This is a genomic window from Pyxidicoccus fallax (genome assembly GCF_012933655.1).
GTDB lineage: Bacteria > Myxococcota > Myxococcia > Myxococcales > Myxococcaceae > Myxococcus > Myxococcus fallax.
In genome coordinates this window covers 1-24,032 of sequence record NZ_JABBJJ010000197.1, presented here as the reverse complement: position 1 = coordinate 24,032, position 24,032 = coordinate 1, and the positions used below count along the sequence as shown (strand labels likewise).

Annotated in this window: 20 protein-coding genes; 10 read left to right on the top strand and 10 right to left on the bottom strand. The window is 71.5% G+C overall.

The annotated features are described in order from the left end of the window. Positions 1 to 103: 103 nt before the first annotated feature. The gene (gene cglB, locus HG543_RS33040) at positions 104 to 1,384 is read left to right on the top strand and encodes an adventurous gliding motility lipoprotein CglB (RefSeq protein WP_169348906.1); all 1,281 of its coding nucleotides are present in this window, start codon (positions 104 to 106) and stop codon (positions 1,382 to 1,384) included. Here cglB and ureG read toward each other — a convergent pair. The 4 genes from ureG to ureA are packed head-to-tail and all read right to left on the bottom strand — an operon-like array spanning position 1,381 to position 5,283. Further along, positions 1,381 to 2,106, bottom strand: a complete 726-nt coding sequence (gene ureG, locus HG543_RS33035; RefSeq protein WP_169348905.1) for an urease accessory protein UreG — start codon at positions 2,104 to 2,106, stop codon at positions 1,381 to 1,383. The genes cglB and ureG overlap by 4 nt on opposite strands. Positions 2,107 to 2,118: 12 nt before the next feature. Next, entirely contained in the window at positions 2,119 to 2,787 is a 669-nt protein-coding gene (locus tag HG543_RS33030) for an urease accessory protein UreF (protein ID WP_169348904.1), read from the bottom strand. A gap of 10 nt (positions 2,788 to 2,797) precedes the next feature. Further along, positions 2,798 to 4,513 carry an urease subunit alpha gene (gene ureC / locus HG543_RS33025; protein ID WP_169348903.1) on the bottom strand — a complete coding sequence of 572 codons (1,716 nt, stop codon included), beginning with the start codon at positions 4,511 to 4,513 and terminating at the stop codon, positions 2,798 to 2,800. After that, positions 4,510 to 5,283, bottom strand: a complete 774-nt coding sequence (gene ureA / locus HG543_RS33020; RefSeq protein WP_169348902.1) for an urease subunit gamma — start codon at positions 5,281 to 5,283, stop codon at positions 4,510 to 4,512. Before ureA ends, ureC begins: the two co-directional genes overlap by 4 nt. A 340-nt stretch (positions 5,284 to 5,623) precedes the next feature. On the opposite strand from ureA, the gene HG543_RS33015 reads away from it, so the two are divergent. After that, positions 5,624 to 5,869: a hypothetical protein gene (locus tag HG543_RS33015; RefSeq protein ID WP_169348901.1), complete on the top strand. Its 246-nt coding sequence runs from the start codon at positions 5,624 to 5,626 to the stop codon at positions 5,867 to 5,869. Positions 5,870 to 5,896: 27 nt separating this feature from the next. Here HG543_RS33015 and HG543_RS33010 read toward each other — a convergent pair whose 3' ends face one another. Continuing rightward, positions 5,897 to 6,742, bottom strand: a complete 846-nt coding sequence (locus tag HG543_RS33010; RefSeq protein WP_169348900.1) for an urease accessory protein UreD — start codon at positions 6,740 to 6,742, stop codon at positions 5,897 to 5,899. A gap of 145 nt (positions 6,743 to 6,887) precedes the next feature. Between HG543_RS33010 and hflX the strand changes: the two genes are divergently transcribed. The 3 genes from hflX to HG543_RS32995 all read left to right on the top strand — a co-directional run bounded on the left by hflX (position 6,888) and on the right by HG543_RS32995 (position 12,743). Continuing rightward, positions 6,888 to 8,582, top strand: a complete 1,695-nt coding sequence (hflX, locus tag HG543_RS33005; protein ID WP_169348908.1) for a GTPase HflX — start codon at positions 6,888 to 6,890, stop codon at positions 8,580 to 8,582. Positions 8,583 to 8,745: 163 nt separating this feature from the next. Further along, positions 8,746 to 11,850, top strand: a complete 3,105-nt coding sequence (locus tag HG543_RS33000; RefSeq protein ID WP_169348899.1) for a serine/threonine-protein kinase — start codon at positions 8,746 to 8,748, stop codon at positions 11,848 to 11,850. Next, entirely contained in the window at positions 11,847 to 12,743 is an 897-nt protein-coding gene (locus HG543_RS32995) for an RNA polymerase subunit sigma-70 (protein ID WP_169348898.1), read from the top strand. The genes HG543_RS33000 and HG543_RS32995 overlap by 4 nt, the downstream gene beginning before the upstream one ends. 10 nt (positions 12,744 to 12,753) lie before the next feature. Here HG543_RS32995 and HG543_RS32990 read toward each other — a convergent pair whose 3' ends face one another. Further along, positions 12,754 to 13,665, bottom strand: coding sequence for a LysR substrate-binding domain-containing protein (locus HG543_RS32990; RefSeq protein ID WP_169348897.1), 912 nt, complete (start codon positions 13,663 to 13,665; stop codon positions 12,754 to 12,756). 107 nt (positions 13,666 to 13,772) lie between these two features. Between HG543_RS32990 and HG543_RS32985 the strand changes: the two genes are divergently transcribed. Then, positions 13,773 to 15,266 carry a catalase gene (locus HG543_RS32985; RefSeq protein ID WP_169348896.1) on the top strand — a complete coding sequence of 498 codons (1,494 nt, stop codon included), beginning with the start codon at positions 13,773 to 13,775 and terminating at the stop codon, positions 15,264 to 15,266. 27 nt (positions 15,267 to 15,293) lie between these two features. Here the strand turns inward: HG543_RS32985 and HG543_RS32980 are convergent, their stop codons facing one another. The 3 genes from HG543_RS32980 to HG543_RS54645 form a co-directional block, all read right to left on the bottom strand. After that, positions 15,294 to 15,656: a PilZ domain-containing protein gene (locus tag HG543_RS32980; protein ID WP_343073500.1), complete on the bottom strand. Its 363-nt coding sequence runs from the start codon at positions 15,654 to 15,656 to the stop codon at positions 15,294 to 15,296. Between the two features lie 77 nt (positions 15,657 to 15,733). Continuing rightward, positions 15,734 to 16,408 carry a TFIIB-type zinc ribbon-containing protein gene (locus HG543_RS32975; RefSeq protein ID WP_169348894.1) on the bottom strand — a complete coding sequence of 225 codons (675 nt, stop codon included), beginning with the start codon at positions 16,406 to 16,408 and terminating at the stop codon, positions 15,734 to 15,736. Between the two features lie 38 nt (positions 16,409 to 16,446). Next, the gene (locus HG543_RS54645; RefSeq protein ID WP_211194321.1) at positions 16,447 to 17,565 is read right to left on the bottom strand and encodes a hypothetical protein; all 1,119 of its coding nucleotides are present in this window, start codon (positions 17,563 to 17,565) and stop codon (positions 16,447 to 16,449) included. Positions 17,566 to 17,672: 107 nt separating this feature from the next. On the opposite strand from HG543_RS54645, the gene HG543_RS32965 reads away from it, so the two are divergent. Beyond that, positions 17,673 to 20,480, top strand: coding sequence for a M20/M25/M40 family metallo-hydrolase (locus tag HG543_RS32965; protein ID WP_169348893.1), 2,808 nt, complete (start codon positions 17,673 to 17,675; stop codon positions 20,478 to 20,480). Here the strand turns inward: HG543_RS32965 and HG543_RS32960 are convergent. Beyond that, positions 20,377 to 21,405: a LysR family transcriptional regulator gene (locus HG543_RS32960; RefSeq protein WP_169348892.1), complete on the bottom strand. Its 1,029-nt coding sequence runs from the start codon at positions 21,403 to 21,405 to the stop codon at positions 20,377 to 20,379. The two genes, HG543_RS32965 and HG543_RS32960, sit on opposite strands and share 104 nt — an antisense overlap. Before the next feature lie 101 nt (positions 21,406 to 21,506). Between HG543_RS32960 and HG543_RS32955 the strand changes: the two genes are divergently transcribed. From HG543_RS32955 to HG543_RS54640, 3 genes are all read left to right on the top strand, one after another. After that, positions 21,507 to 22,541 carry a zinc-dependent alcohol dehydrogenase family protein gene (locus HG543_RS32955; protein WP_246357472.1) on the top strand — a complete coding sequence of 345 codons (1,035 nt, stop codon included), beginning with the start codon at positions 21,507 to 21,509 and terminating at the stop codon, positions 22,539 to 22,541. A 154-nt stretch (positions 22,542 to 22,695) separates the two neighbouring features. Continuing rightward, entirely contained in the window at positions 22,696 to 23,070 is a 375-nt protein-coding gene (locus tag HG543_RS32950; RefSeq protein WP_169348891.1) for a hypothetical protein, read from the top strand. A gap of 775 nt (positions 23,071 to 23,845) precedes the next feature. Beyond that, on the top strand, positions 23,846 to 24,032 hold a 187-nt coding region (locus HG543_RS54640), incomplete at its 3' end, for a hypothetical protein (protein ID WP_211194320.1).

The following is a 24,032-nucleotide window of genomic DNA, read 5'->3' as shown; positions in this document are numbered from 1 at the left end:
GGGCAGGCGAGGGCGCTCGTGGGAATAGCGTTGAGAGGGGGTGGCGCGGTACCCTTCGCGGCACCGGATTCGCGTGTTCCACCTGATAAGGAGTTCATCACCCATGCGCGCCAGGCCGACCCTGCTGAGCGCCCTTGCGTTCGGCGCCACCGTGAGCGCCCTCGCCGGGGCCTGTCAGACCTATGACTTCGAAGAGGTGGACCCGCTCCTCCTCGCGCAGACGACCATCGAGGAGACCGTCCACGCGCGCAATCGCAAGCCCAACATCATGCTGCTGGTGGACACCTCCGCCTCCATGATGCTGCCGGTCAACGAGGCGGACACCGACTGCCGGACGACCTACCAGAATCAGCAGATTACGTGCGGCAGCGTCGCGGACGTCTCCGCGGCCTGCAACCCGCAGGTCTGCCCCACGCGCTGGACGGAGCTGCAGGCCGCCGTGCCGAAGTTCCTCGCCGACACCGGCCCGCACGTGCGCTTCGCGCTCACGACCTACCCCGAGACGCGCGGCGAGACGGGCCTGAACGCGTTCTGCCGGGCCGCCTCCACGGAGAGCGCCAGCGTGCGCCAGGGCATGCCGACGGCGGACGATGATGCCTCGCTGCTGGCCCACGCCAACAAGATCAACGACATCCTCCAGGGCATCCCCAACTCGGGGGTCGGCCAGCCCGTGGGCGGTACGCCGACGAGCCAGAGCCTGACCTTCGTGGGGAACCTGGCGGCCCTCCAGGACACCGACCGCGAGCAGTTCGTGGTGCTCCTCACCGACGGTCTGCCCAACTGCAACGAGAACAACATCTACAGCGGGGAAGACGCCCAGTGCCGCTGCACCACGGCGAACTGCGCCCCGAACCAGACGGGCCGGCGCGGCTGCCTGGACCTGGACGCCTCCGCGGCGGCCGTGAAGGCGCTGGCCGACAAGAAGATCAAGACCATCGTCATCGGCTTCGGCGCGGAGACGGCGGCGGGCAACGGCCCCCTCGTGCTGGACGCCATGGCCCGGGCCGGCGGCTTCGCCCGCACCTGCGAGGCCGGGCAGACGTCCTGCGGCCCCAATGACCCGTGCAACCCCGACACGCGCCTGTGCCAGCGCGGCTTCTACCAGGCGGCCAACCAGGAGGAGCTGGCGGACGCCCTGGAGAAGATCAGCAAGGCCGTCCTCCCGGGCGAGCCCTGCCTCATCAAGCTGGACCCGTCGCAGCGTCCCTCGGACCCGTCGCTGGTGGTCGTCTACATCGACGGCGAGCGCACCACCGCCGGTAACGGCACCTGGAACGTGGTGGAGGAGGGCGTCCTCTTCAACGGCGCCATGTGCGACCGCATCCTCGCGTCCACGCCGGACAACCCCGTGGACATCGAGGTCCGCGCCATCCGCCAGCGCTAGCCGGCGGTCCGCTGTCTCCAGGCCCGGAGGAGGTGGTCCACCACCTCGTCCAGGCCCACGCCCTTCGTCACCTGGGTGAAGACGAAGGGCCCCTCGCCGCGCATCTTCCGGGCGTCACGCTCCATGACGCCCAGGTCCGCGCCCACGTGCGGCGCCAGGTCCGTCTTGTTGATGATGAGCAGGTCGGACTGGGTGATGCCGGGGCCTCCCTTGCGCGGCACCTTGTCCCCGCCGGCCACGTCGATGACGTAGACGGTGTAGTCGGCCAGCTCGCGGCTGTACTGCGCCGCCAGGTTGTCGCCGCCGCTCTCCACGATGAGCAGCTCGGGGTTCAGCTCCTCCATGAGCTGCTCCAGCGCCATCAGGTTGTGGCTGATGTCCTCGCGGATGGCCGCGTGGGGGCAGCCGCCCGTCTCCACCGCCTTGATGCGCTCGGGGGACAGGGCCTGGTTGCGCACCAGGAACTCGGCGTCCTCCTTGGTGAAGATGTCGTTGGTCACCACGCCCAGGCGCACACGCTCGCGCAGCTTGCGGCACAGCGCCAGCACCAGCGCCGTCTTCCCGCTGCCCACCGGCCCGCCGATGCCGATGGTGAAGGCGCGGGCTTTGTAGTCGCGCTTCTTCGGCTCCTCGCGCTCGTGGAAGTGACCGGGGTGGTCCCACTCCTCGTGCTCGTGGTCGTGGTCATCGTCATGGCCGTGGCCGCGGTGGTCGTCGTGCATGTGCGCTTCACCTCAGGACAGGAAGAGCCTCGAATAGAGACGGTCGTGCGTGGAGCCGAGCAAGTCGAGCAGGGGCGAGGGCTGCGCCAGCGCGTCCACGCCCAGCCCGGCGCACGCCTCCAGGACGGCGGCCAAGAGCGGCGTGGCCTGGTGCTGGAGCTGGTGGGACTCGTGCGTGCCGACGATGCCCAGCCGCACCGCCGCGGACAGCGTGCCCCGCAGCGTCAGGGACAGGAACAGCCGCTGCGCGTCCGTCACGTCCACGTCCAGCGCGCGCAGCACCGCGCCGAACACGGGGGCATGGTGGAAGCGCAGCCCTTGCGCGCGGGCCTGCTCGCGCAGCGGCGCCACCGGGGAAGGGAAGATGCGCGCGCAGGTGTCCAGGAAGGCCCGGCCCTGCGTGCGGCTGGCGCGGTTGGCCACGTGGTTGGTGAGGAATGCCTCCGCGCGCGCGTCCAGCGCGGGCAGCGTCGCGGGCTCCCCGTGCGCCGCGCTGACGAGGGGCAGCCCGCCATGGCCCGCCTGCCACAGCAGCTCGCGCACGAAGCGCCGCAGCTCCGGCGCCCCGCGCACCTCGCCCTGCTGCACGGCGGCCTCCAGGCCTCCCGAGTGCGCGAAGCCCCCGGTGGGAAAGCCCGAGTCCCCGAGCTGTAGCAGCCTCCAGATGGAGCCGGAGCCCATGCGCGGCCCCCTAGAACAGCGAGTAGAGCTGGGCCAGCGGCAGCCTGCGGGCGGGCTCGCAGCGCAGGAGCTCGCCGTCGGCGCGCACCTCGTAGGTCTCCGGGTCCACGGTGATGGCGGGCATGGCGTCGTTGAGCTGCATGTCCCGCTTGCCCAGGCCCCGGCAGCGGCTCACCGCGGACAGGCGCTTGGTGAGGCCCAGGTCGCGGGTGGTGCCCTCCGCCAGCGCGCGGGCGGAGACGAAGGCCACGCTGGTGGCGCCGCGCGCGCGGCCCCGCGCCCCGAACATGGGCCGCATGAGGTACGGCTGTGGGGTGGGAATGGACGCGTTGGCGTCGCCCATCTGCGCCCACGCGATGAAGCCGCCCTTGAGTACCAGCTCCGGCTTGAGGCCGAAGAAGGCCGGCCGCCACAGCACCAGGTCCGCCAGCTTGCCGACCTCGACGGAGCCCACCTCGTGGGACAGCCCGTGGGCGATGGCGGGGTTGATGGTGTACTTCGCCACGTAGCGGCGGATGCGGAGGTTGTCGTTGTCGCCGCGCTCTCCGGACAGCCGGCCGCGCTGCTCGCGCATCTTGTGGGCCGTCTGCCAGGTGCGGCAGATGACCTCGCCCACGCGGCCCATGGCCTGACTGTCCGAGGCCATCATGCTGATGGCGCCCATGTCGTGGAGGATGTCCTCCGCGGCGATGGTCTCCCCGCGGATGCGGCTCTCCGCGAAGGCGACGTCCTCGGGAATCTCGCGGTCCAGGTGGTGACACACCATGAGCATGTCGAGGTGCTCGTCGAGCGTGTTCACCGTGTACGGCCGCGTGGGGTTGGTGGAGCTGGGCAGCACGTTGGGCGCGCCGCACACGCGGATGATGTCCGGGGCGTGCCCGCCGCCCGCGCCCTCGGAGTGGTAGGTGTGGATGGTGCGGCCCTTGAAGGCGGCCAGCGAGTCATCCACGTAGCCGGACTCGTTGAGGGTGTCGGTGTGGATGGTGACCTGGATGTCCTCGTCCTCGGCGACGGAGAGGCACGTGTCGATGGCGGCGGGCGTGGTGCCCCAGTCCTCGTGCAGCTTGAGGCCGATGGCGCCCGCGCGAATCTGGTCCACCAGCCCGTGGGGCAGGGAGGTGTTGCCCTTGCCGGTGAGGCCGATGTTGAGCGGAAGCGTGTCCGTGGCCTGGAGCATCCGCTGGAGGTTCCACGCGCCCGGGGTGCAGGTGGTGGCGTTGGTGCCGGTGGCGGGCCCGGTGCCGCCGCCCACCCACGTGGTGATGCCGCTGGCGAGCGCCTCGTGGGCCTGCTGGGGGCAGATGAAGTGGATGTGCGTGTCCAGGCCGCCCGCGGTGACGATGAGGCCCTCTCCGGCGATGGCCTCGGTGGTGACGCCCACCACCATGCCCGGGGTGACGCCGGCCATGACGTCCGGGTTGCCCGCCTTGCCGATGCCGGCGATGCGGCCGTGTTTGATGCCGATGTCCGCCTTGTAGATGCCCGTCCAGTCGAGGATGAGGGCGTTGGTGATGACGCAGTCGAGCGCCTCGGCGTCGCCGACGCCAGCCTGCTGGCCCATGCCCTCGCGGAGCACCTTGCCGCCGCCGAACTTGCACTCGTCGCCGTAGACGGTGGCGTCGCGCTCCACCTCGGCCCACAGGCCCGTGTCGCCCAGCCGCACCCGGTCACCCGTGGTGGGGCCGAACATGTCCGCGTAGTGGCGGCGGTCCATCTTCCGGCTCATTCGCCCTCCTCCTGGTGACCGAAGCCCTGCTGTCTCACCGCCTCCATGGCGCGCTCACGGCCCTCGGCGGAGACCTTCCCGCTGCCCAGCGCGTTGCCGCCGCGCACCACCGCGTTGCCGGCGATGGCCACGAGCCGCACCGTCTTCGTCTCGCCCGGCTCGAAGCGCACGGCCGTGCCCGCGGGGATGTCCAGGCGGCGGCCGTAGGCCTTCGCCCGGTCGAAGACGAGGGCGCGATTGGTTTCGAAGAAGGGGTAGTGGCTGCCCACCTGGATGGGGCGGTCTCCCTGGTGGGTGACGCGCAGGGAGATGGCGTCGCGGCCCTCGTTGAGCACCAGCTCGCCGGGCTGCACGCGCACCTCGCCCGGGGGGCCGTCCTGGGACGGAGTCGCGGGCACGGTGAAGCGCTCACGCGGGGGCACGGGCAGGAAGCTGCCGTAGAGGGCCAGCTCCAGGTCGCCGTGCTCGGCGACGACGGGGTGGTGCACGGTGACGAGCTTCGTGCCGTCCGGGAAGGTGCCCTCCACCTGCACCTCGGCGATGAGCTCCGGCACACCGTCCATGACGTTGGCGCGGCCGAGGAAGCGGCGGCCCAGGTCCATCAGCTCGGCCACGCCGCGGCCATCGCGGATGAACTCGAGCAGCTGGGTGGCGATGAGCGCCACGGCCTCCGGGTAGTTGAGCCGGACACCTCGCGCGAGGCGCTTCTGCGCGAGGAAGCCGGCCTGATGCAGCAGCAGCTTGTCGACATCGCGAGGGGAGAGGTGCACGCCCGCAGGCTAGCGCGCCGCGTTAACGACTTCCAGGGTGGGCCTGGATTCATTCTCGGGTGTGTCAGGCCGGAGTCGAAAACTCCAGGCTATATGCAATTCATTGGCATGAGTTGTTTGGCTGTCATTGCTTCGTTAGTTTCACGGCTCCCCTTACCGGAGAGGTGCCATGAAGCATCTGGTTGCCGGAGTCATCACTGTCGCAGCGCTGACGGGGTCGTTCGTTGCTCGAGCCGAAGACGCGTCCGAGGTTCAGGGTCTGAACGTGTCCTGGGCGCAGGGGGGGTGTTACGTCGACACCTCCGCGTTCGATGTTCCCAGCGCGGGGAGCTGTTTCGGCATGGGTCCGAGGTCGGGACGGGCCGTCTTCGTCGTCATGGGGCTCGACCAGACGGGTGGCCGTTACACGGTGCAGTGGCTGGACGGCACCTGCAATTACATTGGCTACAGCGTGCAGGAGGGCTCGTACTGCACTCGTAACATCTACTGGGGTGTGACGCAGCAGCGGGTCCAGGTCATCGACAACTGGACTGGCGCCGTGTCGCCGATTCTCACCGCCTACGCCGAGTACGAGACCGACATGTAACGGCTCGCGCCACTGGGCGCGCCGGGGTTACACCCGCCGCGCCCACGGGTCGTCGCCGAGCAGCGGCGGGAGGAAGGACAGCCACTGCCGGGTGGTGCACAGCAGCTCCTCCACGGAGACCGCGGCGGCCCGCAGCAGCAGCCCCTCCGTACCGAGCGGACTGGCGGAGGGGATGATTGCCGCGCGGGACGACACGGGCAGCGCCGACACATGCGCGGCCAGCGCCTCGCGCGCGGAGGCCAGCACCGGGCCCACCAGCAGCACGGACGCCATCGCGTTGAAGCGCCCCAGGCGCTCCGCCAACGGCCCATGCGTGGGGTCCAGCAACCAGCGCTCGTCCACCAGCGCGCGCTCACCCACGCGGACGCGCAGGGCGGAGGTGTAGTGCGCGAAGGCCCAGCGCTCCCCACTGGCGTCCCGTCCGGAGGTGACGACATCCGCGAGCACGAGCGAGGCCCCCGCCGCCAGCCGCACGTCCAGCGTCTGCGCGTACCGCGCCCCCGTGAAGCACACCGTCGGGTCCGGCACCACCGCGAGCAACGCCCCTTCCTCCACCCGCGCCGTCAAATCACTCCGGCAGCCCCGGGGCGAGCGGTAGACGCGGTTCGCCCCCTGTGTGGACAAGAACGCGGTGGCACCCGACGCCACGTCCACCTCCAGCGCGAGGTGGTCTCCGTCCACCAGCCCCCCGCCGAACGAGCTCGTATAGGCCCAGGCCGCATGGCCGTGGTTGCGCGGGGTGAGCAGCCGCAGCGGGCTGTGCGCCAGCGCCGTGCGCACCACGGTACGGGAGCCCGAGCGCTCGAAGGCGAGCCGGGCGGAACCGGCGCGTCCTGGACGAAGGTGCGATTCCGTGGGCGCGAGCGCATGCATGGACGCGAGCCTGCGGCGCCCGGCCGCTCCCTGTCCAGGCCCGGGGAGGGGCGAGCACTCCCGGCCCCGCCGCGCCCGGGAGCGCCTCCACAGTGCTTAGCGTGAGCCCTGGACGGAGCACGCTCCACGCCTCGAGGAGGGCGCCATTCCTGCCATCAGCGGAAACACCCTGGGACTCAAGCCGAGCCAACTGAAGCACCTGGAGGCCACATGGCGGCTGCGCGTCAGGCCCGATGAGGTGACGAGCCCCGAGCTCGCCCACCACCTCACCACCATCTCCCGCGAGACGGGCCGGCAGGTGGGCGTCCTCCTCGACCGGCGCGGTGAAGTCGAGCACGTCATCGTCGGCGACGCCTTCAAGCTGGAGCTCCCCGAAATCGGCCGCCTCCGCGCGGGCGACATCCGCCTGCGTGGCCTGCGCCTCGTCCACACCCACCTGAAGGACGAGCCGCTCACCCCCGACGACGTCACCGACCTCGCCCTGCTCCGGCTGGACCTCGTCTGCGCCATCATCGCGGGCCCTGACGGCGTCCCGGGCCGCGTCTACCTCGGCCACCTGGACCCGGAGGTCACCGAGCAGCGGGGGCGGTTCTGGAAGACGGAGACCGTGGAGAGCGTCGAGCAGCTCCACCTCGACCCCGTGGCCCTGGCCGAGGAGCTGGAGGCGGCCTTCGCCCGCTCCACCGCCGGCCGCGAGGCGGCGCCCCAGGGCCGCGCCATCCTCGTCGGCGTGACGCTTGGAGACCGCGCGCGGGCCGAGTCCTCCCTGGCCGAGCTGCACGAACTGGCCGCCACCGCGGGCGTGCAGGTCCTCGACGAGCTGCTCCAGACGCGGCCCCGCGTGGACCCGCGCTACATGATTGGCCGGGGCAAGCTGGAGGAACTCAACCTGCGCGCGCGGCAGCTCTTCGCGGACACGCTCATCTTCGACCACGACCTGACGCCCTCGCAGCACCGGCACATCGCGGACCACACGGACCTCAAGGTGCTGGACCGCACGCAGCTCATCCTCGACATCTTCGCCCAGCACGCGCACAGCGCCGAGGGCCGCCTCCAGGTGGAGCTGGCCCAGCTGCGCTACCGCCTGCCCCGGCTCGCCCAGCGGGACGAGGGCCTGTCGCGCCTCATGGGCGGCATCGGCGGACGAGGCCCTGGTGAGACGAAGCTCGAAATCGACCGCCGCCGCGTGCGCGAGCGCATCTCCATCCTGGAGAAGCGCATCGACGCGCTGAGCGCCAGCCGGCAGCTGCGCCGCCAGCAGCGCCGGCGGCACGACGTGCCCATCCTCTCCATCGTCGGCTACACGAACGCGGGCAAGTCCACGCTCCTCAACCGGCTGACGAACTCGGGCGTGCGGGCGGAGAACAAGCTCTTCGCCACGCTGGACCCGAGCAGCCGCCGGCTGCGCTTCCCCCGGGACCGCGAGGTCGTCATCACCGACACGGTGGGCTTCATCCGCGCGCTCCCGCCCATGCTGGTGAGCGCCTTCCGCGCCACCCTCGAGGAACTGGCCGACGCCGACCTGCTCCTGCACGTGGTGGACGCGGCGGACCCGGAGCACCCCCTGCAAATCGAGGCCGTGGAGCGCATCCTCAAGAACCTCGACCTGCACGAGATTCCCCGCCTGCGCGTCTTCAACAAGAGCGACCTCCTGGAGGGCGGCGTGAAGGGAGACCAGGCCCACCTCGCCGCCCAGGCCCACGACGGCATCCCCATCAGCGCGGAGACGGGAGAGGGGCTATCGGACCTCCTCCTGCGCGTGGAGGAGCTGCTCTGGCAGGAGGGCAAGTCGCTGCGGCCCGGCGGCCTCTCCGTGCGCGACGACCTCCATCCGCACTGACGCGCGCTGAAAGCACGGCGCGGCCGGCACACGACGCTGGCCGCACCCGTCGTCCCCAAACCCGGAGCCACAGCCGCTTCGGAAATTTCCGTGCTCTTCGCACAGCTTCACGTCGCGAGAGGGAGCGGGGGAGTGTCATGAAACCCTGATACGTTTGTGACGCATGTCGACGTGTCCGGACGAGACGACGCTGAGCGAGCTGCTCGCGGGGGGACTTCCGGCGGAGCAGCGGCCCCGGGTGCTGACGCACGTCGACGGGTGTACCGACTGCCAGCGCGTGCTGGCGGCGGCGGCCGGGGGCGAATCCTCGCCAGGGGTGGATGGGGCCGGGGCGTCGGCTTCCGTGTCGCTGGAGCGCGGCGCCACGCTGTCGCGGTACGTGGTGCTGGAGCGCATCGGCTCGGGGGCCATGGGCGTGGTGTACGCGGCCTATGACCCGGGGCTGGACCGGCAGGTGGCCCTCAAGGTGCTGCGGCCGGAGGGGCACCACCTGGAGGAATTGCGGCTGAGGCTGCTGCTGGAGGCGCAGGCGCTGGCCCGCCTCTCCCACATCAACGTCGTCACCGTCCACGACGTGGGCACGCATGACGGCCGCGTCTTCCTGGCCATGGAGCTGGTGGACGGCGTCACGCTGGCGGAGTGGCTGAAGCAGCCGCACTCCTGGCAGGAGGTGCTGCGCGTCTTCGACGAGGCCGGGCGCGGGCTGGCGGCGGCGCACGCGGCCGGCCTCGTCCACCGGGACTTCAAGCCCGCCAACGTCCTGCTGGGCCGCGACGGGCGCGTGCGGGTGACGGACTTCGGCATGGCCCGGCCCCTCAACCGCGAGCAGGGCGCGGCGACCCGGGAGGAGTCCGGCGGAGCCGCGTCCACTCCCGAAGTCCTCGCCAGCCCCCTCACGCGGACGGGCGTGGTGCTGGGCACGCCGGCCTACATGGCGCCGGAGCTGTTCGACGGGCGGCGGGCCGACGCGCTCTCCGACCAGTTCAGCTTCTGCGTGGCGCTCCACGAGGCGCTCCACGGCGTGCGCCCCTTCGATGGCGACAGCCTGGAGGCGGTGACCCGCGCCGCGCGCGAGGGCCGGGTGCGCCCGCCGGCGCGTGGCCTGAAGGTGCCGGCCTGGGTGCGGCGCGCGGTGCTGCGCGGGCTGCGGGCGCGTCCCGAGGAGCGCTACCCGTCCATGGAGCCGCTGCTGGCCGCGCTCGCTCCACCGCCCCGGCGCACATGGGCGCGGGTGGCGGCGCTCACCGGCGCGGCGTGCCTGGTGGGCGCGGCGGGGGCCTTCACGGTGGCACAGCGGAGCGAGGCCCGCTGCGCCAGGGAGGCGGAGAAGCTGGACGCGGCGTGGGGCCCCGCGCGACGCGAGCGCGTGCGCGGGGCCTTCCTCGCCACGGCCGCGCCCTACGCCTCCCTGGCCTGGGAGAAGGTCGCGGCGGTGCTGGACGCCCACGCCTTCCAGTGGCGCACGCTGCGCACCGAGGCCTGCATGTCCGCCAGCGAGAGTCCCACCAGCGCGGCGTGGCAGACGGCCGCGTGTCTCGACGCGAAGCTGTGGCAGCTCGCCGCCGTCACCAGCGTGCTGGAGAAGGCGGACGCCCAGACGGTGCGCCATGCCCAGCAGCTCGTCTCGTCGCTGGAGGGACTGGAGGGGTGCCGGGACGCTCCGGCGGTCACCGCCCGCCCCCAGCCGCCCGACGCGCTCCGGCCCCACGTGGACGCGGCCCGCCGCGAGCTGGCGGACGCCGAGGCCCTGCTCAACGCGGGCCGCTACCCGGAGGGACTCGAGCTGACGTCCGCCCTCCTCGAGGACCTCCGCGGGCTGGACTACAAGCCCCTGGAGGGCGAGGTGCTCCTCACGCATGGCCATCTCCTCGCCCGGCATGGCAAGGCGAAGGAGGCGGAGGACATCCTCTACAAGGCGCTGTGGGCCGCCGAGGCCGGCCGCGACGACGAGACGGTGGCGCGCGCGTGGAGCCGGTTGCTGTGGGTGGTGGGCGAGCTGCTCTCGCGCGCCGCGGACGCCGAGCGCATCATCCACCACGCCCGGGCCGCCGTGGAGCGCCTCGGCCGCGAGCGCTTCCCGGCCATCGCCGCGGACTTCCACCTGTGGCACACCTCGCTGCTCCTGCAGCAGGGGAAGTACGCCCAGGCGGAGGCGGAAATCACGCAGGGCCTGGAGCTGGCACGCGGGGTGTTCGAGCCCGAGGGGCTGCGCACGGCGGAGTTCCTCCAGATGCTGGCCCGCGTCCGCTTCCGCATGCGGAAGTACTCGGAGGCGCTCGCGCTACACGGCCAGGCGCTGGAGCTGCGCGAGCGGCACCTGGGGCCCCACCACCCCGAGCTGATTCCCAGCCTCAACGGCGTCGCCGTGGCGAGCAAGTTCCTGGGCCAGATGGAGGACAGCATCGCCGTCCTGCGCCGCGCCATCTCCATCCATGAGGCCTCGGGCGCTCCGGCGAACAGCACCGTCGCCGACCCCCTGCTGAACCTCGGCAACATGCTGCGCGTCCAGGGACAGCTCGACGAGGCGCGTGAGGCCATGGAGCGGGCGCTCACCGCCTATGAGCGCGTGCATGGGTTGGACCACCCCGAGACGGCCCTCGCGCTGGCGAACCTGGGGCTGCTCGCCAGTGAGTCGGACCGCATCGACGAGGCGCTGGAGCTCCACCAGCGCTCGCTCCACCACTTCGAGCGCTCGCTGGGGGCCGACTCCCAGCGCAGCGCCGTGGTGCGGCTCTTCCGCGCCACGGCCTACATCCGGGTGAAGCGCTACGAGGACGCGCGAAGGGACATCCTCCACGCGCGCGCCCTGGTGGACAAGCACCTCGGCCCGGAGAGCGGCATGGCGGCCATGGTGCTCTGGCGGCAGGCGGAGCTGGCCCTGCGCCGGGGCCAGCCAGCGGAGGCGCTCGCGAACTGCCACCGCGCCGCGGAGCTGCACGCGCGCGTCCAGGGCCCCGACGCCATGGACCTGGCGAGGGACCATTCCTGCCTCGCCGAGGCGCACCTGATGCTCGGCGCGCCGGAGAAGGCCGTGCCGCTGGCCGAGCGCGCCCGCGAGCGGCTCAGCGGCTCCTCCGGCGAACGGAGGGACGCGGGGTGGGCCGCCTTCGTGCTGGCCCGGGCGCTGTGGGCGCTGAAGCCCCCGGACCGGGCGCGTGCGGTGGCCCTGGCCGAGGAGGCCCGGACCCGGCTCATGGGCCTCGGGGTCCGGGCACGTCCGGAGCGGGAGCGGGTCGAGGCCTGGTTGCGACAGGAGGGACCGAGATGAGCGAAACACCAGAAGCGCCGGGCTCCCTGGCCGCGCTGCTGCGCGCGTATGTGCCACTGGAGCGGCGCGCGCGCGTGGCGGAGGTGGACGGACTGGAGGCCCTGCTGGCCGGGCACCTCGCGGCGGCCCGGGCCGCGTGGCCCACGGTGCCGCTCACGGTGGAGTCCTTCCTGCGCCACGTGGCCCGGCACCTGCCGGACGAGGTGACGGCGGAGACACTGCGCCAGCTCCACGCCACCGACCTGTACCTCGCGTGCGCCTGCGCGGAAGGGCACCCCCAGGCCCTGCGCGCCTTCGACCAGCACATGCTCCAGCGGGTGCCCGCGAAGCTGGGCGCGCTGCCGGCCGCCACCCTGGACGAGGTGCTCCAGGTGCTCCGCTCGCGGCTGCTGATGAACCGGGGCGAGGCGCCCCCGAAGGTCGCGGACTACTCCGGCCGAGGCCCGCTGCTGGCGTGGGTGCGCATCACCGCCGCGCGCATCGTCGGTGAGCTGGCGAATCGGGACGGACGCCAGGAGCTGTTCGACGAGCCCCCGGAGGCGCTCGCGCGGATGCTCTCCACGGCGGACCCGGAGCACGAGCTGGTGCGCCGCGACTCGCGCGACCTGCTCGCGGACGTGCTCCGCAAGGTGCTGGCATCCATGCCCGAGCGGGAGCGCGCGCTGCTGCGGCTGCACCACCTCCACGGCTTCACGCTGGACCGGCTCGTCACCCTCTACGGCGAGTCCCGCTCCGGCCTGCAGCGCCAGCTCGCGCACGCCCGCGAACGGCTCCTGAAGCTCACCCGCGCGGAGCTGGCCTCGCGCATGAGGATGGAGGGCTCGGAGCTGGAGAGCCTCCTGGGCCTGGTGCGCAGCCGGCTGGACTTGAGCCTCGGCACGCTGCTCGGCTGAAGGGGGCCCGCTACTTCCGGGGCCACGCCTCGCGCATGGCCCCGGCCACCTCCTTCAGCGCGCCGGTGAAGGGCGAGCGCTTGCGCCACACGAGCGCGAGCGTCCGCTTCGGCACCGGCTCCGCGAAGGGGCGCACCTTGAGGTCCGAGCGCTTCACCTCCGTGGCCACCGCGAGCGCGGGCAGCAGGCTGATGCCCGCGCCCGAGGCAATCATCTGCGTGAGCGTGGGGAGGCTCGTCGCGCGGAACTCCAGCTCGTGCGCGCGCGCCCGCGAGCACAGCGCCAGCGCCTGCGTGCGGAAGCAGTGCCCCTCGTCCAGCAGCAGCACGTCCTGGCCCCGCAGCTCCGCGGGCGTCGCCTCGCCCTTCTTCTGGCCGAGCGGGTGGTCCCTGGGCGTCACCAGGAAGAAGGGGTCCTCCGCCAGCACCGCCGACTCCACGTCCCCCACCTCGGCCTCCAGGGCGACGAGCGCGGCGTCCAGCGCGCCCCGGTCCAGGTCGCGCACCAGCACCTCCGTCTTGTCCTCCAGCCAGCGCACCGTCAGCCGGGGGAAGCGCTTGCGCAGCGTGGGCGCCACCGCTGGCAGCAGGTAGGGCGACACGGTGGGAATGACGCCCAGCCGCAGCGTGCCGCTCAGCGGGTCGCCCGCGCGCTTCGCGGCTTCGGTCAGCGCGTCCACCTCCACCAGGAGCCGCCTCGCACGTTCGACCAACTCCAGTCCCACGGGAGTCAACAACACGCGCCGCCGGTCGCGCTCGAACAGTTGCACGCCCAACGCGCCCTCGAGCTGCGCAATCTGCGCGCTCAGCGAGGGTTGCGACACGTGGCACCGTTCCGCCGCCTTCCGGAAGCTGAGCGCCTCCGCGACCGCGACGAAATATTGGAGCTGCCGGAGGGTGAACGGGTGGGGGGCGAGGTTCATAGGGTAAAGCTATCAAGTGCATCGATACGATGTCTTGGAACGCTCAGCCCGCGAGGCGCATCCTTCCCTCATTCGCGGCACGAACCCAGACGAACGCCAGGAGCGTCATGAGCCAGTCGAACGACGGTCAGTCGGGCAAGGGTCCTTCCCTCACCACCCGGCAGGGGCACCCGGTCTACGACAACAACAACAACCGCACGGTGGGAGATCGCGGCCCGACGGTGCTGGAGAACTACCACTTCCTGGAGAAAATCAGCCACTTCGACCGCGAGCGCATCCCGGAGCGCGTGGTGCACGCGCGCGGCGCGGGCGCCCATGGGTACTTCGAGGCCTACGGCACCGTGGGCAACGAGCCCATCAGCAGGTACACGCGCGCCAAGCTCTTCCAGAAGAAGGGCGAGCGCACGCCCATGTTCGCCCGCTTCTCGTCCGTCATCCACGGCGGCCACTCGCCCGAGACGCTGCGAGACCCGCGCGGCTTCGCGCTCAAGTTCTACACGGAGGACGGCAACTGGGACCTGGTGGGCAACAACCTGCAGGTCTTCTTCATCCGTGACGCCATGAAGTTCCCGGACGTGGTGCACGCCTTCAAGCCGGACCCGGTGACGAACCGGCAGGACGCGCGCCGCATCTTCGACTTCATCAGCCTGACGCCGGCGGCGATGCACATGATTACGTGGCTCTTCAGCCCGTGGGGCATCCCCGCCAACTACCGCGAGATGCGCGGCTCCGGCGTCCACGCGTACAAGTGGGTCAACGCCAGGGGCGAGGCGGTGCTGGTGAAGTACCACTTCATCCCCAAGGGCGGTGAGCGCAACCTCACCCAGGAGCAGGCCCAGGCCATCCAGGCCAAGGACTTCAACCACGCCACCGGCGACCTGTACGACGCCATCGCCCGCGGGGACTTCCCCGAGTGGGAGCTGCAGGTCCAGATCATGGAGGACGGCGAGCACCCCGAGCTGGACTTCGACCCGCTCGACGCGACGAAAATCTGGCCGCCGGAGCAGTTCCCGCTGCGCCCCGTGGGCCGCATGGTGCTGGACCGCAATCCCACCAACTACTTCGCGGAAGTGGAGCAGGTGGCCTTCGGCACCGGCGTGCTCGTCGACGGCATGGACTTCTCCGACGACAAGCTCCTGCAGGGCCGCACGTTCTCGTACTCGGACACGCAGCGCTACCGCGTGGGCCCCAACTACCTGCAACTGCCCATCAACCGTCCCCGGACGCGCGTGAGCACCAACCAGCGCGACGGGCAGATGGCGTTCGACAACCAGAACACGGAGCAGGACCAGAACCCGCATGTGAATTACGAGCCCAGCATGCACTCGGCGCCGCGCGAGGCGGCCCGCGATTACCCGGGCCACCACCCGAAGGTGTCCGGCGAGGTCATCCGCAAGGAGATCAGCCGCACCAACAACTACGGGCAGGCCGGCGCGCGCTACCGGGCCTTCCAGCCGTGGGAGCGTGACGAGCTCATCAAGAACCTGGTGGGCGCGCTGAAGCAGTGCGACCGGGCCATCCAGGACCGCATGGTGCACCACCTCACCCAATGCGACGCGGAGTACGGCAAGCGCGTCGCGCAGGGCCTGGGGCTGGCGTAGCGGAGCAGCGAAGACGTCCGGGGGCGGCTACGGCGTGTCCGGGCCGCCCTCGTCGTCGATGAGCACCGTCTTGAGCTGGTCCAGCGTGCCGGCCGCCACGTCGGTGAAGGCCAGGCCCACCTCGTAGCGGGCCACGGCCTTGTCGGGCAGCCGCTTCGTCCACGCCACGCGCGCGTAGCACTGGAGCGAGGTGCCGTCCTTCAGGAACAGGTCCAGCTCCAGCGGGCTGTCCATCTTGTAGTCGTCGTCGGAGTAGATGCGGATGCCGCCGAGGCTGGCGTCCAGCACCTTCTGCTTGTCCACGCGCCGCAGCCTCGCGGGACGCGCGTACAGCGGAGCAGCGAGCCGTGGAAAACGACGGCGGTCGGAAACGGTGTCGTTCGCACTCACGCTGTGTCTCATCCAGCCTTCTCCTGGAAGACTCCCCGGCCCACCCTCCGGGACAGCCGCGATGAGCATAGGGGAGTTCAGTCGAAGACTTCCACGACGGCCCCCAGTACGGCGGCCATGGTCTCGGCGATTGCCGTACCGACAACAGACGCTCCCTCCACCGCCACCTCGGCGACCGTGCCGGCACCCGACACGAGCAGCTCCAGCGCCCCGTCGGTCACCACCTCCACGGCGACCTCCGCCGCGTCCTCTCCGATGTCCCGGAACGTGGAGGAGGCCGGGCTGGGGCCGGGCGACGCCTGGGCGGCGGCCACGGCGGCGGCGGTGACGGCGGCGACGGCGGCGGCTCCCACCAGGGGCTTGAGCGATTGCCTGGGTGCTCGCCGAAGCAGTTGGAGCTCATCCTTGTCCAGCCAGAGGCCGTGACACCCACCGCACACGTCCACCGCGCAGACGGGCAGGCGCACCTGGGAGAGGTGCTCGTCGCAGGTGGGGCAGCGGGCGGCCGGCGAGCCACACAGCCCGCACTGCTCCCGGGTATGGGGGACATGGTGCTTCGCATGGCGGCAGCGCCGGGGCGCGTTCCGCAGCGCCTCCCACAGCGCGTCCGCCTTCCATGCGGGAGCCAGCCGCTCCAGCTCGCCGTGCTCCAACCAGTGCCCGTTGCAGCGGTCGCAGGTGTCCAGGTGGACGCCGCTCACCTGGATGGTGCGAAGCGAGGCTTGGAGACAGATGGGGCAGGGGCGGCTCATGCCACCCCTTCCTAAACGAGTCCGGGGGTGGCCGAAAGTCAGAGCGCGGCCTGCACCGCGGCCTCCAGCTCGCCGCGGGTGTACCAGTCCACGGGGAGGCGGCCGGTGACGACTTCCAGCGTCCCGTCCGTGAGTGTCACGGAGGCGTGCTTGTCGGTGCGCAGGTGGATGCGCTTCACCTTCTCGCGCAGGGCGGCGCGGCCGAGGTCGTCCTTCACCAGCGCCTCCAGCACCTCGCGCGTGCGCTCCGCGAGGAAGCCGAGCGCCCGCAGCTCGTCGGCGCTGGACGCGTTGACGCCGGACGCGAGGCCCAGGGCGATGGAGGCTTCCGTGGCGGCGCGCACGCGGGACTCCATCTGGGCGAGCTGGCGGCGCAGCTGGAGCACGGAGGGCACCGCCGCCGCGTCACGCTGGAGGGTGCCGAAGGCCGGCACGTCGAGGATGGAGAGGGTCTCGATGATGCCCACGGGGATGAGGGTGGCCTCGTCGTAGGGGATGCCATTCTCCCGGGGCGAGTAGAGGAGCACGGAGCGACCCTCGTGGCGGTCCTCCAGCATCTCCTTCACGAAGCCGGACACGGCGCGCCCGCTGCGCAAGGAGAGCGTCACGCGCGGCAGCAGCAGGGGGATGCCGGCCTGCTGGCGCCCGGCGAGGCGCAGCACCGCGTACAGCGCCGCGTTCACCCCCTTCGCGTTCCAGTCGAGCAGCACGCGCGCCGGGTTCTCGTTCGCGTAGGGATTGGGTGCCTCGGGCGCGGCCTCCAGCGTCTTCTGGATGGCCTCCTGCCGGTCCTTCACGTCGTCCACGTTGGTGAAGGGCTGGTGGTCCAGCGTGAGCACGCCCTCCTTGAAGGTGGCCACGTTGCCGGCGTACGAGGTGTCGTTGGTGTTGCGGATGAGGATGCGCTTGAGCGCGCCCTTCAGGAACTCGCGGCCCAGCTCGTCCTGGCCGATGGCCCGGAGCGCGCCGATGAGCGGCTCGAAGTAGACCTTCGTCCACGCCTCTTCGTAGAGGTGCTCGTAGCCGTCCAGCGCGAGCGTGGCCCAGTCCACCTCCACCGGCACCTCGAAGCCCGCCGCCGCGTCGATGTCCTTCTTGAGCTTCGCGTAGTGCGTCTCCTCGAACTGCTTCGCGGCCTTGCGCTCTGCGATTCCCATCCTGACCCTCCGGGGTTTTGGCGGGCGGCAGTCTCGTCCAGGGGCTGGTGCACCTACAACCCAGGTACACATTGAGCTGGCTTCACGGGTTTGTCATGGTTTCAGCCATGAAGCGTCATCTGCTCCCCTTCCTGGCCCTCGTTGGTTGTGCCACCCCGTCGGGCACCGGACCCGCTCCGGAGGAGGCCCGTCCTCCGGCGTCCACCGCGCCCGCGCTGCCCCAGGAGGTGCGCCTGGCCGACCTGCGCCAGCTCACCTTCGGCGGGGAGAACGCGGAGGCCTACTGGTCCTTCGACGGCAAGCAGTTGTCGCTCCAGGCCCGGCTGGAGGGCATGGGGTGTGACCGCATCTTCCGCATGGCCATGGACCCGGGGAGCGCGGCGCCCGCGCTGACGCCCGTGTCGAGCGGCAGGGGCGCGACGACGTGCGCGCACTTCCTGCCGGGGGACCAGGAGCTCATCTACGCCTCCACGCACCTGGGCGGCGAGGCCTGCCCGCCGCGCCCGGACCACTCCATGGGCTACGTCTGGGCCCTCTACGACACGTACGACATCTTCCTGTCGCGCGCGGACGGGAGCGGCGAGGTGACGCGGCTGACGGAGACGCCGGGCTACGACGCGGAGGGCACCGTCTGCGCGAAGGACGGCTCCATCCTCTTCACGTCGGTGCGGGATGGCGATTTGGAGCTGTACCGCATGGACCGGGACGGGAAGAACGTGCGGCGGCTGACGCACACGCCCGGCTATGACGGCGGCGCGTTCTTCAACGCGGACTGCTCGAAGATTGTCTGGCGCGCCTCGCGGCCCCGGCCCGGCAAGGAGCTGGAGGACTACCAGGCGCTGCTGGCCCGGGGGCTGGTGCGGCCCACGAAGCTGGAGCTGTACGTGGCCAACGCGGACGGCTCCGAGGCGCGGCAGGTGACGTGGCTCAACGCCGCCGCCTTCGCGCCCTTCTTCCACCCCAACGGCCGGCGCATCCTCTTCTCGTCCAACCACGGCGACCCGAAGGGCCGCGAGTTCGACATCTGGGCGGTGGACCTCGACGGCGCGAACCTGGAGCGCATCACCCACGCGCCGGGCTTCGACGGCTTCCCCATGTTCTCCCCGGACGGGAAGTGGCTCGTGTTCTCCAGCAACCGCGCCACGGCGCCCGGCCGCAACGACACCAACGTCTTCCTCGCGCGCTGGGTGGACGACGCCACGCCCGCCAGCGTCGCGGAGACGGCCACCGAGCGCATCAAGCGGGACGTCGCCTTCCTCGCGGCCCCGGAGCGCGAGGGGCGCGGCATCGGCACCGCGGGGCTGGAGGCGGCGGGCCGGCACATCGAGGCGCGCTTCCAGGAGCTGGGCCTGAAGCCCGCGGGGGACGCGGGCTCCTTCCGTCAGGTGTTCCCGGTGACCACGGCGGTGAAGCCCGGCGCGGGGACGGAGGTGAAGCTCGGCGGCACGGTGCTGCCGGGGGACGCGTACACGGTGCTGGGGTTCTCCGCGCAGGCGGTGGCGCAGGGGCCGCTGGTGCTCGCGGGGTACGGCATCGTCGAGCCCTCGCTGAAGGTGGATGACTACGCGAAGCGCTCCGTGAAGGGGAAGATTGCGGTGGTGCGGCGCTTCGTGCCGGACACGGCGGCCTTCTCGGACACGGACAAGCAGCGGCGCTTCGGAGACCTCCGCTACAAGGCCTGGGCCGCGGCGCAGCGGGGCGCGAAGGCGCTCCTCGTCGTGGACTGGCCCGAAGCGCCCACGCCTCCGGTGAAGGACTGGACGCCGCCGCCCGAGGCGTCGCTGCCCGGCCTGTCTCCGGAAGGGCCCGGGGACGCGGGCATCCCCGTGGTGGTGGTGAAGCGCGCGGCGCTGGAGCCGCTGATGGCGGCGCTGGAGAAGGGCCAGCGGGTGGACGCGCGCGTGGACGTGCGGCTCGACTTCGAGAAGCGCGACGCCTTCAACGTGGCGGCGCTGCTGGAGGCGGGCGAGGGGAAGCTGCCGGGCGCCATCGTGATTGGCGCCCACTATGACCATCTGGGCCTGGGCGGGCGCTACTCGCTCACGCCGGACCGGAGCGAGCCGCACGGTGGGGCGGACGACAACGCGTCGGGCGTGGCGGGGCTGCTGGAAATCGCGCGCACCCTCGCGGGGCAGCGCGAGCGGCTGAAGCGCGACGTGCTCTTCGTCGCCTTCTCCGGCGAGGAGACGGGCGTGCTCGGCTCCACGTACTTCACGCGGCAGCGGGGCGACGCGGGCATGAAGGGCATCGCCGCCATGCTGAACCTGGACATGGTGGGCCGGCTGCGCGCCGGAGGACTGACGGTGCTGGGCGCAGAGTCCGCCGCCGAGTGGGGGCCGCTCATCACCGCCGCCTGCGAGAAGGCCCGCGTCCCGTGCACCTCCAGCGGCGACGGGTACGGCCCGAGCGACCATTCACCGTTCTACGCGGCCGGCGTCCCCGTGCTGCACTTCTTCACGGGGACGCACTCGGACTACCACAAGCCGTCGGACACGGTGGAGACGCTCAACGTGGCGGGCACGGCGCGGGTGGCGGACATCGTCTCGGCCGTGGCGCTGGCGCTGGACGGGCAGACGGCGCTCACCTACCGCAAGGTGCCCTCACCGGCGCCGCGCGGGGACTTGCGCAGCTTCAACGCGTCGCTGGGCACGGTGCCGGACTACGCGGGCCCGCCGGACGGGCGGAAGGGCATGCTGCTGGCGGGCGTGCGCGCCGGGGGCGCGGCGGAGCATGCGGGCATGAAGCGCGGCGACGTCCTCGTGCGGCTCGGCAAGCACGTGATTGGCGGCGTCGAGGACCTGATGTTCGTGCTCAACGCCTCGAAGCCCGGCGAGACGGTGACCGCGGTGGTCGTCCGTGATGGGAAGGAAGTGCCGCTGGAGGTGACCTTCCAGGAGAGCCGGCGGCCCCGCTGACGCTCGGGGCTTCGAGGGTGCACGCCGCCAGCCGCTCGGGGATGCGCGCGACGAGCGCGTCGATGGCGGCGCGCACCTTCGAGGGCAGGTGCTTGTTCTGCGGCCACACGGCGAACACCTCGTTGCTGTAGCGGCGCTCCTGCTCCAGCACCACCACGAGCCGCCCGTCGCGAATCCGCTCCGCGACGAGCCAGGACGGCAGCCACCCCAGTCCGGCGCCCTCGGTCGTGGCGTCGGCGACGGTCTCCACGTCGTCGAAGAGCAGGCGCGAGCGGATGGGCACCACCTTCTCGCCGCCCTGGCCATCCGGGAACCGCCAGGGCTTGCCCACGCCGTTGCGGCCGTAGGCGACGACCTCGTGGTGCTCGACGTCCGCGAGCGTCTCGGGACGGCCATGTCTCGCGAGGTACTCCGGTGAGGCGCAGACCACCATCTCCTGGACGCCGAGCCGGCGGGCCGTGAGGCCGGCATGGTCCGTCAGGGGCGCGACGCGGACGGCCAGGTCGTAGCCGTCCTCGATGAGGTCCACCACGCGGTCGCTGAAGGCGATTTCCAGCTCCAGCCCGGGATGCTGGCGCGCCAATTCCCAGAGCACCGGCGCCGCGCAGCACCGGCCTATCATCACCGGCGCGCTCACGCGCAGGCGCCCGGTGGGAGCGCGGCGGCCCGAGTCCAGCACCGCCTCGGCGGCCTCCAACTCCGACAGCGCGCGCACGCAGCGCTCGTAGAAGGCCTGACCGTCATCGGTGAGGCTCTGATTGCGCGTGGTGCGCACGAACAGGCGCGTCCCGAGCCGCTCTTCCAGGCGGGCGATGCTCTTGCCCACCGCCGAGCGCGACAGGCCCATGCGCTCGGCGGCGAGCGCGAAGCTGCCGGCGTCGGCGGCCTGGACGAAGGAGAGGACTCCGCTGAGGCGATTCATCATGGCGCGGCTCCGATTGGTGCCTGGATGTCGCCAGTGAGTCGACGAAGTGTCGTCACTGGAGAAATCGGCTCGTCTCTATATCGCTCCTGCGGTGTTCACGCATGACCCCGGAGCGAACGATGGGCGGCACGATGAAGCGTTGGCAGATGCGGCAGTCCGGACGGCAGCACCTGGAGCTGGCGGAAGTGGAGATTCCGAAGCCGGCGCCGGGCGAGGTGCTGGTGCGCGTCTCGGCGGTATCCCTCAACTACCGCGAGAAGCTCGTCATCGACATGGGAGGCTACACGGGAGGTCCCCAGGCGCTGGTCCCCACCTCCGACATGGCGGGCGAGGTCGTCGCCGTCGGAGCGGGCGTGCAGCGGTTCAAGGAGGGCGCGCGCGTCATCGCCAACTTCCAGACGGACTGGGTGGATGGCCCGCCGCCCCGGTCGCCGCGAGCCCTCGGGGGCAGCGTGCCCGGTGTGCTGGCCGAGTACGTGGCTCTGCCCGAGCAGTGGCTGGTGGCCGCCCCCGAGACGCTGGACGGCGTGGGGGCGAGCACGCTTCCGTGCGCCGCGCTCACGGTGTGGACGGCGCTGATGGAGCTGGGCGGGCTGCGGCCGGGGCAGACGGTGGTGACGCAGGGCACGGGTGGCGTGTCGCTGTTCGCGGTGCAGCTCGCGTCGGCCATGGGGGCGCGAGTCATCGTGGTGTCCGGTGACGAGGGCAAGCTCGCGCGCGTCCGGGAACTGGGCGCGGCGCACGGCATCCACCGCCTCCACACCCCAGACTGGGAGAAGACGGTGCTGGAGCTGACGCAGGGGCGGGGCGCCGACCACATCCTGGAGCTGGTCGGGGGAGAGAACCTCGGGCGCTCGGCGCGGGCCATCGCGCCGGGGGGACGCATCTCCCTGATTGGAGTGCTGGAGGGCTTCGAGGCGCGCTTCCAGGTGGTGCCGCTGATACAGACGCAGGCCATCGTCCAGGGCATCTTCGTCGGTCATCGGCGGGGCCTGGAGGAGCTGGTGAGCGCGGTGGACCGGCTCGCGCTGAAGCCGGTCATCGACGCGGTGTACCCCCTCGCCGAGTTCCCGAAGGCGCTGGAGCACCTGGACCGCGGGCCGTTCGGCAAGCTGGTGATTCGCGTCCGCTCCTGAGCCCGCGGGTTGTGAGCGTGCTCACCTCAGGTGTGTGAGGTGCCTCACGGTGCATTCCTTCCCAGGGGCGTAGGAGTGAAGGATGCACCGACCGCTCCGATTGTCTGTGTTTGACGGGCCCTCTGCGTGGCTCCGTGCCCTGGGAATGGCCCTGGTGAGCTGCCTGCTCTTCTCCACGCCCGCCCGGGCGGAGCCGACGGTGCACACGGGTGGCTTCATGCAACGGAGGCTCCTGGAAGTGAGCGGGAGCGCACGCGTGGTGCCCGGCGATTTTCCCGCCTACCAGTTCCAGGGCGGGGTGCTGGCGGGGCAGGGGGCCTGGAGGACCTTCCTGGGCGCGGGGACCACGTTGTTCCCCGACCTCGGCCGGTATGGAGCGGGGCCCGTGGTGGGCGGGCGGTTCACGCTGTCGAGCAGGGTCTCGGGCGCGGTGGACCTCGGCGCCGACTACTTCCCCATCGCCGGAGCGCAACGGGAGCGCTTCGCCTTCATGGTGCACGTGGCGGTGATGTTCGACCTGCCCTGGTGACAGGGGCGTGGCTTTCACTGCACCGCCACGGCGCGGCTTCGAATGGAGTTCGACCTGCCCTGGTGAGGCGAGGGGTTGAGCCGCCAATGTGCACGTCGGAACGCCCACGACGAGCGCCTGCGTCGGTCGTGCGATTGATTCAGGACGCCGTAAGGCACTGCGCGGAGAAGGGTTCCGCCCGGCGAAGCTCGAAGCGGATCGGCGCACGGAACAAGGGGAGCGAGCATGCTGTCGAGCTGGAGGGCATGTCCCGCTCCGGCGGAAGCTGTCACCTCGACGCAAGCTCGTCGCTCCGAGCGCTTCTGTCCCAGAGTCGCGGGCAGTTGAAGCGTCCTGGGGCACCCGATCCGGTAGCGGAGTCCCCACGCTGCCTGCACCCGAGTCTTCCGCTCCGAACGCGTCCAGCGCCGCGGCGCCCGGATGCAACGCGCTTACCAGCGGAGGAGTCCCCGCACCTTCTGCCTCGGCGCCTTCGGTGCCAACGCCCTCCAGCGGAGGCGTTCGCCCGCCTCCGGCACCGCGGTCCTCTTCCGCCGCCAGCGCCTTCCAGAGCACCCGTCCCATGGGACGGACGTTCTCCAGCGCGCTCTGCTCGTCCCCTCGCGCCACCGCCCGCACCAGCTCCGCCAGCGCTCCCCAGATGAGCCCCTCGCCCACCTGCACGCTTCCAGGCGCCAGCGCCCCCTCGCGCTCACCGTGCGCCAGCACCTCCCTCACCACCTCCCGCGCCTGACTGCCCAACGCCTCCGGCTCCAGCGAGTCCGGATGCCAATGCATGAAGGTGAAGTGGAACAGCTCCGGCTTTCTCGTCGCGCACCACGCCAGGTCCTCCCAGAAGCTGTCGAAGACCTCGCGAAAGCCGCCCTCCGGCCGCGCCAGCTCGAAGTCCACGCGTGCGATGCGGCAGAGTTCGGTCTCGGCCCACTGGCGCACCTCCCGCGCGAAGCCCGCCTTGCTGCCAT

Coding starts and splice junctions, on each gene's coding strand:
- HG543_RS32960 (WP_169348892.1), bottom strand. CDS start 21,405: ATGATGAATCGCCTCAGCGGAGTCCTCTCCTTCGTCCAGGCCGCCGAC.
- HG543_RS33015 (WP_169348901.1), top strand. CDS start 5,624: ATGGGTCCGAGGTCGGGACGGGCCGTCTTCGTCGTCATGGGGCTCGAC.
- HG543_RS33010 (WP_169348900.1), bottom strand. CDS start 6,742: ATGCATGCGCTCGCGCCCACGGAATCGCACCTTCGTCCAGGACGCGCC.
- HG543_RS54645 (WP_211194321.1), bottom strand. CDS start 17,565: ATGGGAATCGCAGAGCGCAAGGCCGCGAAGCAGTTCGAGGAGACGCAC.
- HG543_RS32955 (WP_246357472.1), top strand. CDS start 21,507: ATGACCCCGGAGCGAACGATGGGCGGCACGATGAAGCGTTGGCAGATG.
- ureG (WP_169348905.1), bottom strand. CDS start 2,106: ATGCACGACGACCACCGCGGCCACGGCCATGACGATGACCACGACCAC.
- HG543_RS33030 (WP_169348904.1), bottom strand. CDS start 2,787: ATGGGCTCCGGCTCCATCTGGAGGCTGCTACAGCTCGGGGACTCGGGC.
- HG543_RS33000 (WP_169348899.1), top strand. CDS start 8,746: ATGTCGACGTGTCCGGACGAGACGACGCTGAGCGAGCTGCTCGCGGGG.
- HG543_RS32975 (WP_169348894.1), bottom strand. CDS start 16,408: ATGAGCCGCCCCTGCCCCATCTGTCTCCAAGCCTCGCTTCGCACCATC.
- HG543_RS32985 (WP_169348896.1), top strand. CDS start 13,773: ATGAGCCAGTCGAACGACGGTCAGTCGGGCAAGGGTCCTTCCCTCACC.
- HG543_RS32965 (WP_169348893.1), top strand. CDS start 17,673: ATGAAGCGTCATCTGCTCCCCTTCCTGGCCCTCGTTGGTTGTGCCACC.
- ureC (WP_169348903.1), bottom strand. CDS start 4,513: ATGAGCCGGAAGATGGACCGCCGCCACTACGCGGACATGTTCGGCCCC.
- HG543_RS32990 (WP_169348897.1), bottom strand. CDS start 13,665: ATGAACCTCGCCCCCCACCCGTTCACCCTCCGGCAGCTCCAATATTTC.
- cglB (WP_169348906.1), top strand. CDS start 104: ATGCGCGCCAGGCCGACCCTGCTGAGCGCCCTTGCGTTCGGCGCCACC.
- HG543_RS32995 (WP_169348898.1), top strand. CDS start 11,847: ATGAGCGAAACACCAGAAGCGCCGGGCTCCCTGGCCGCGCTGCTGCGC.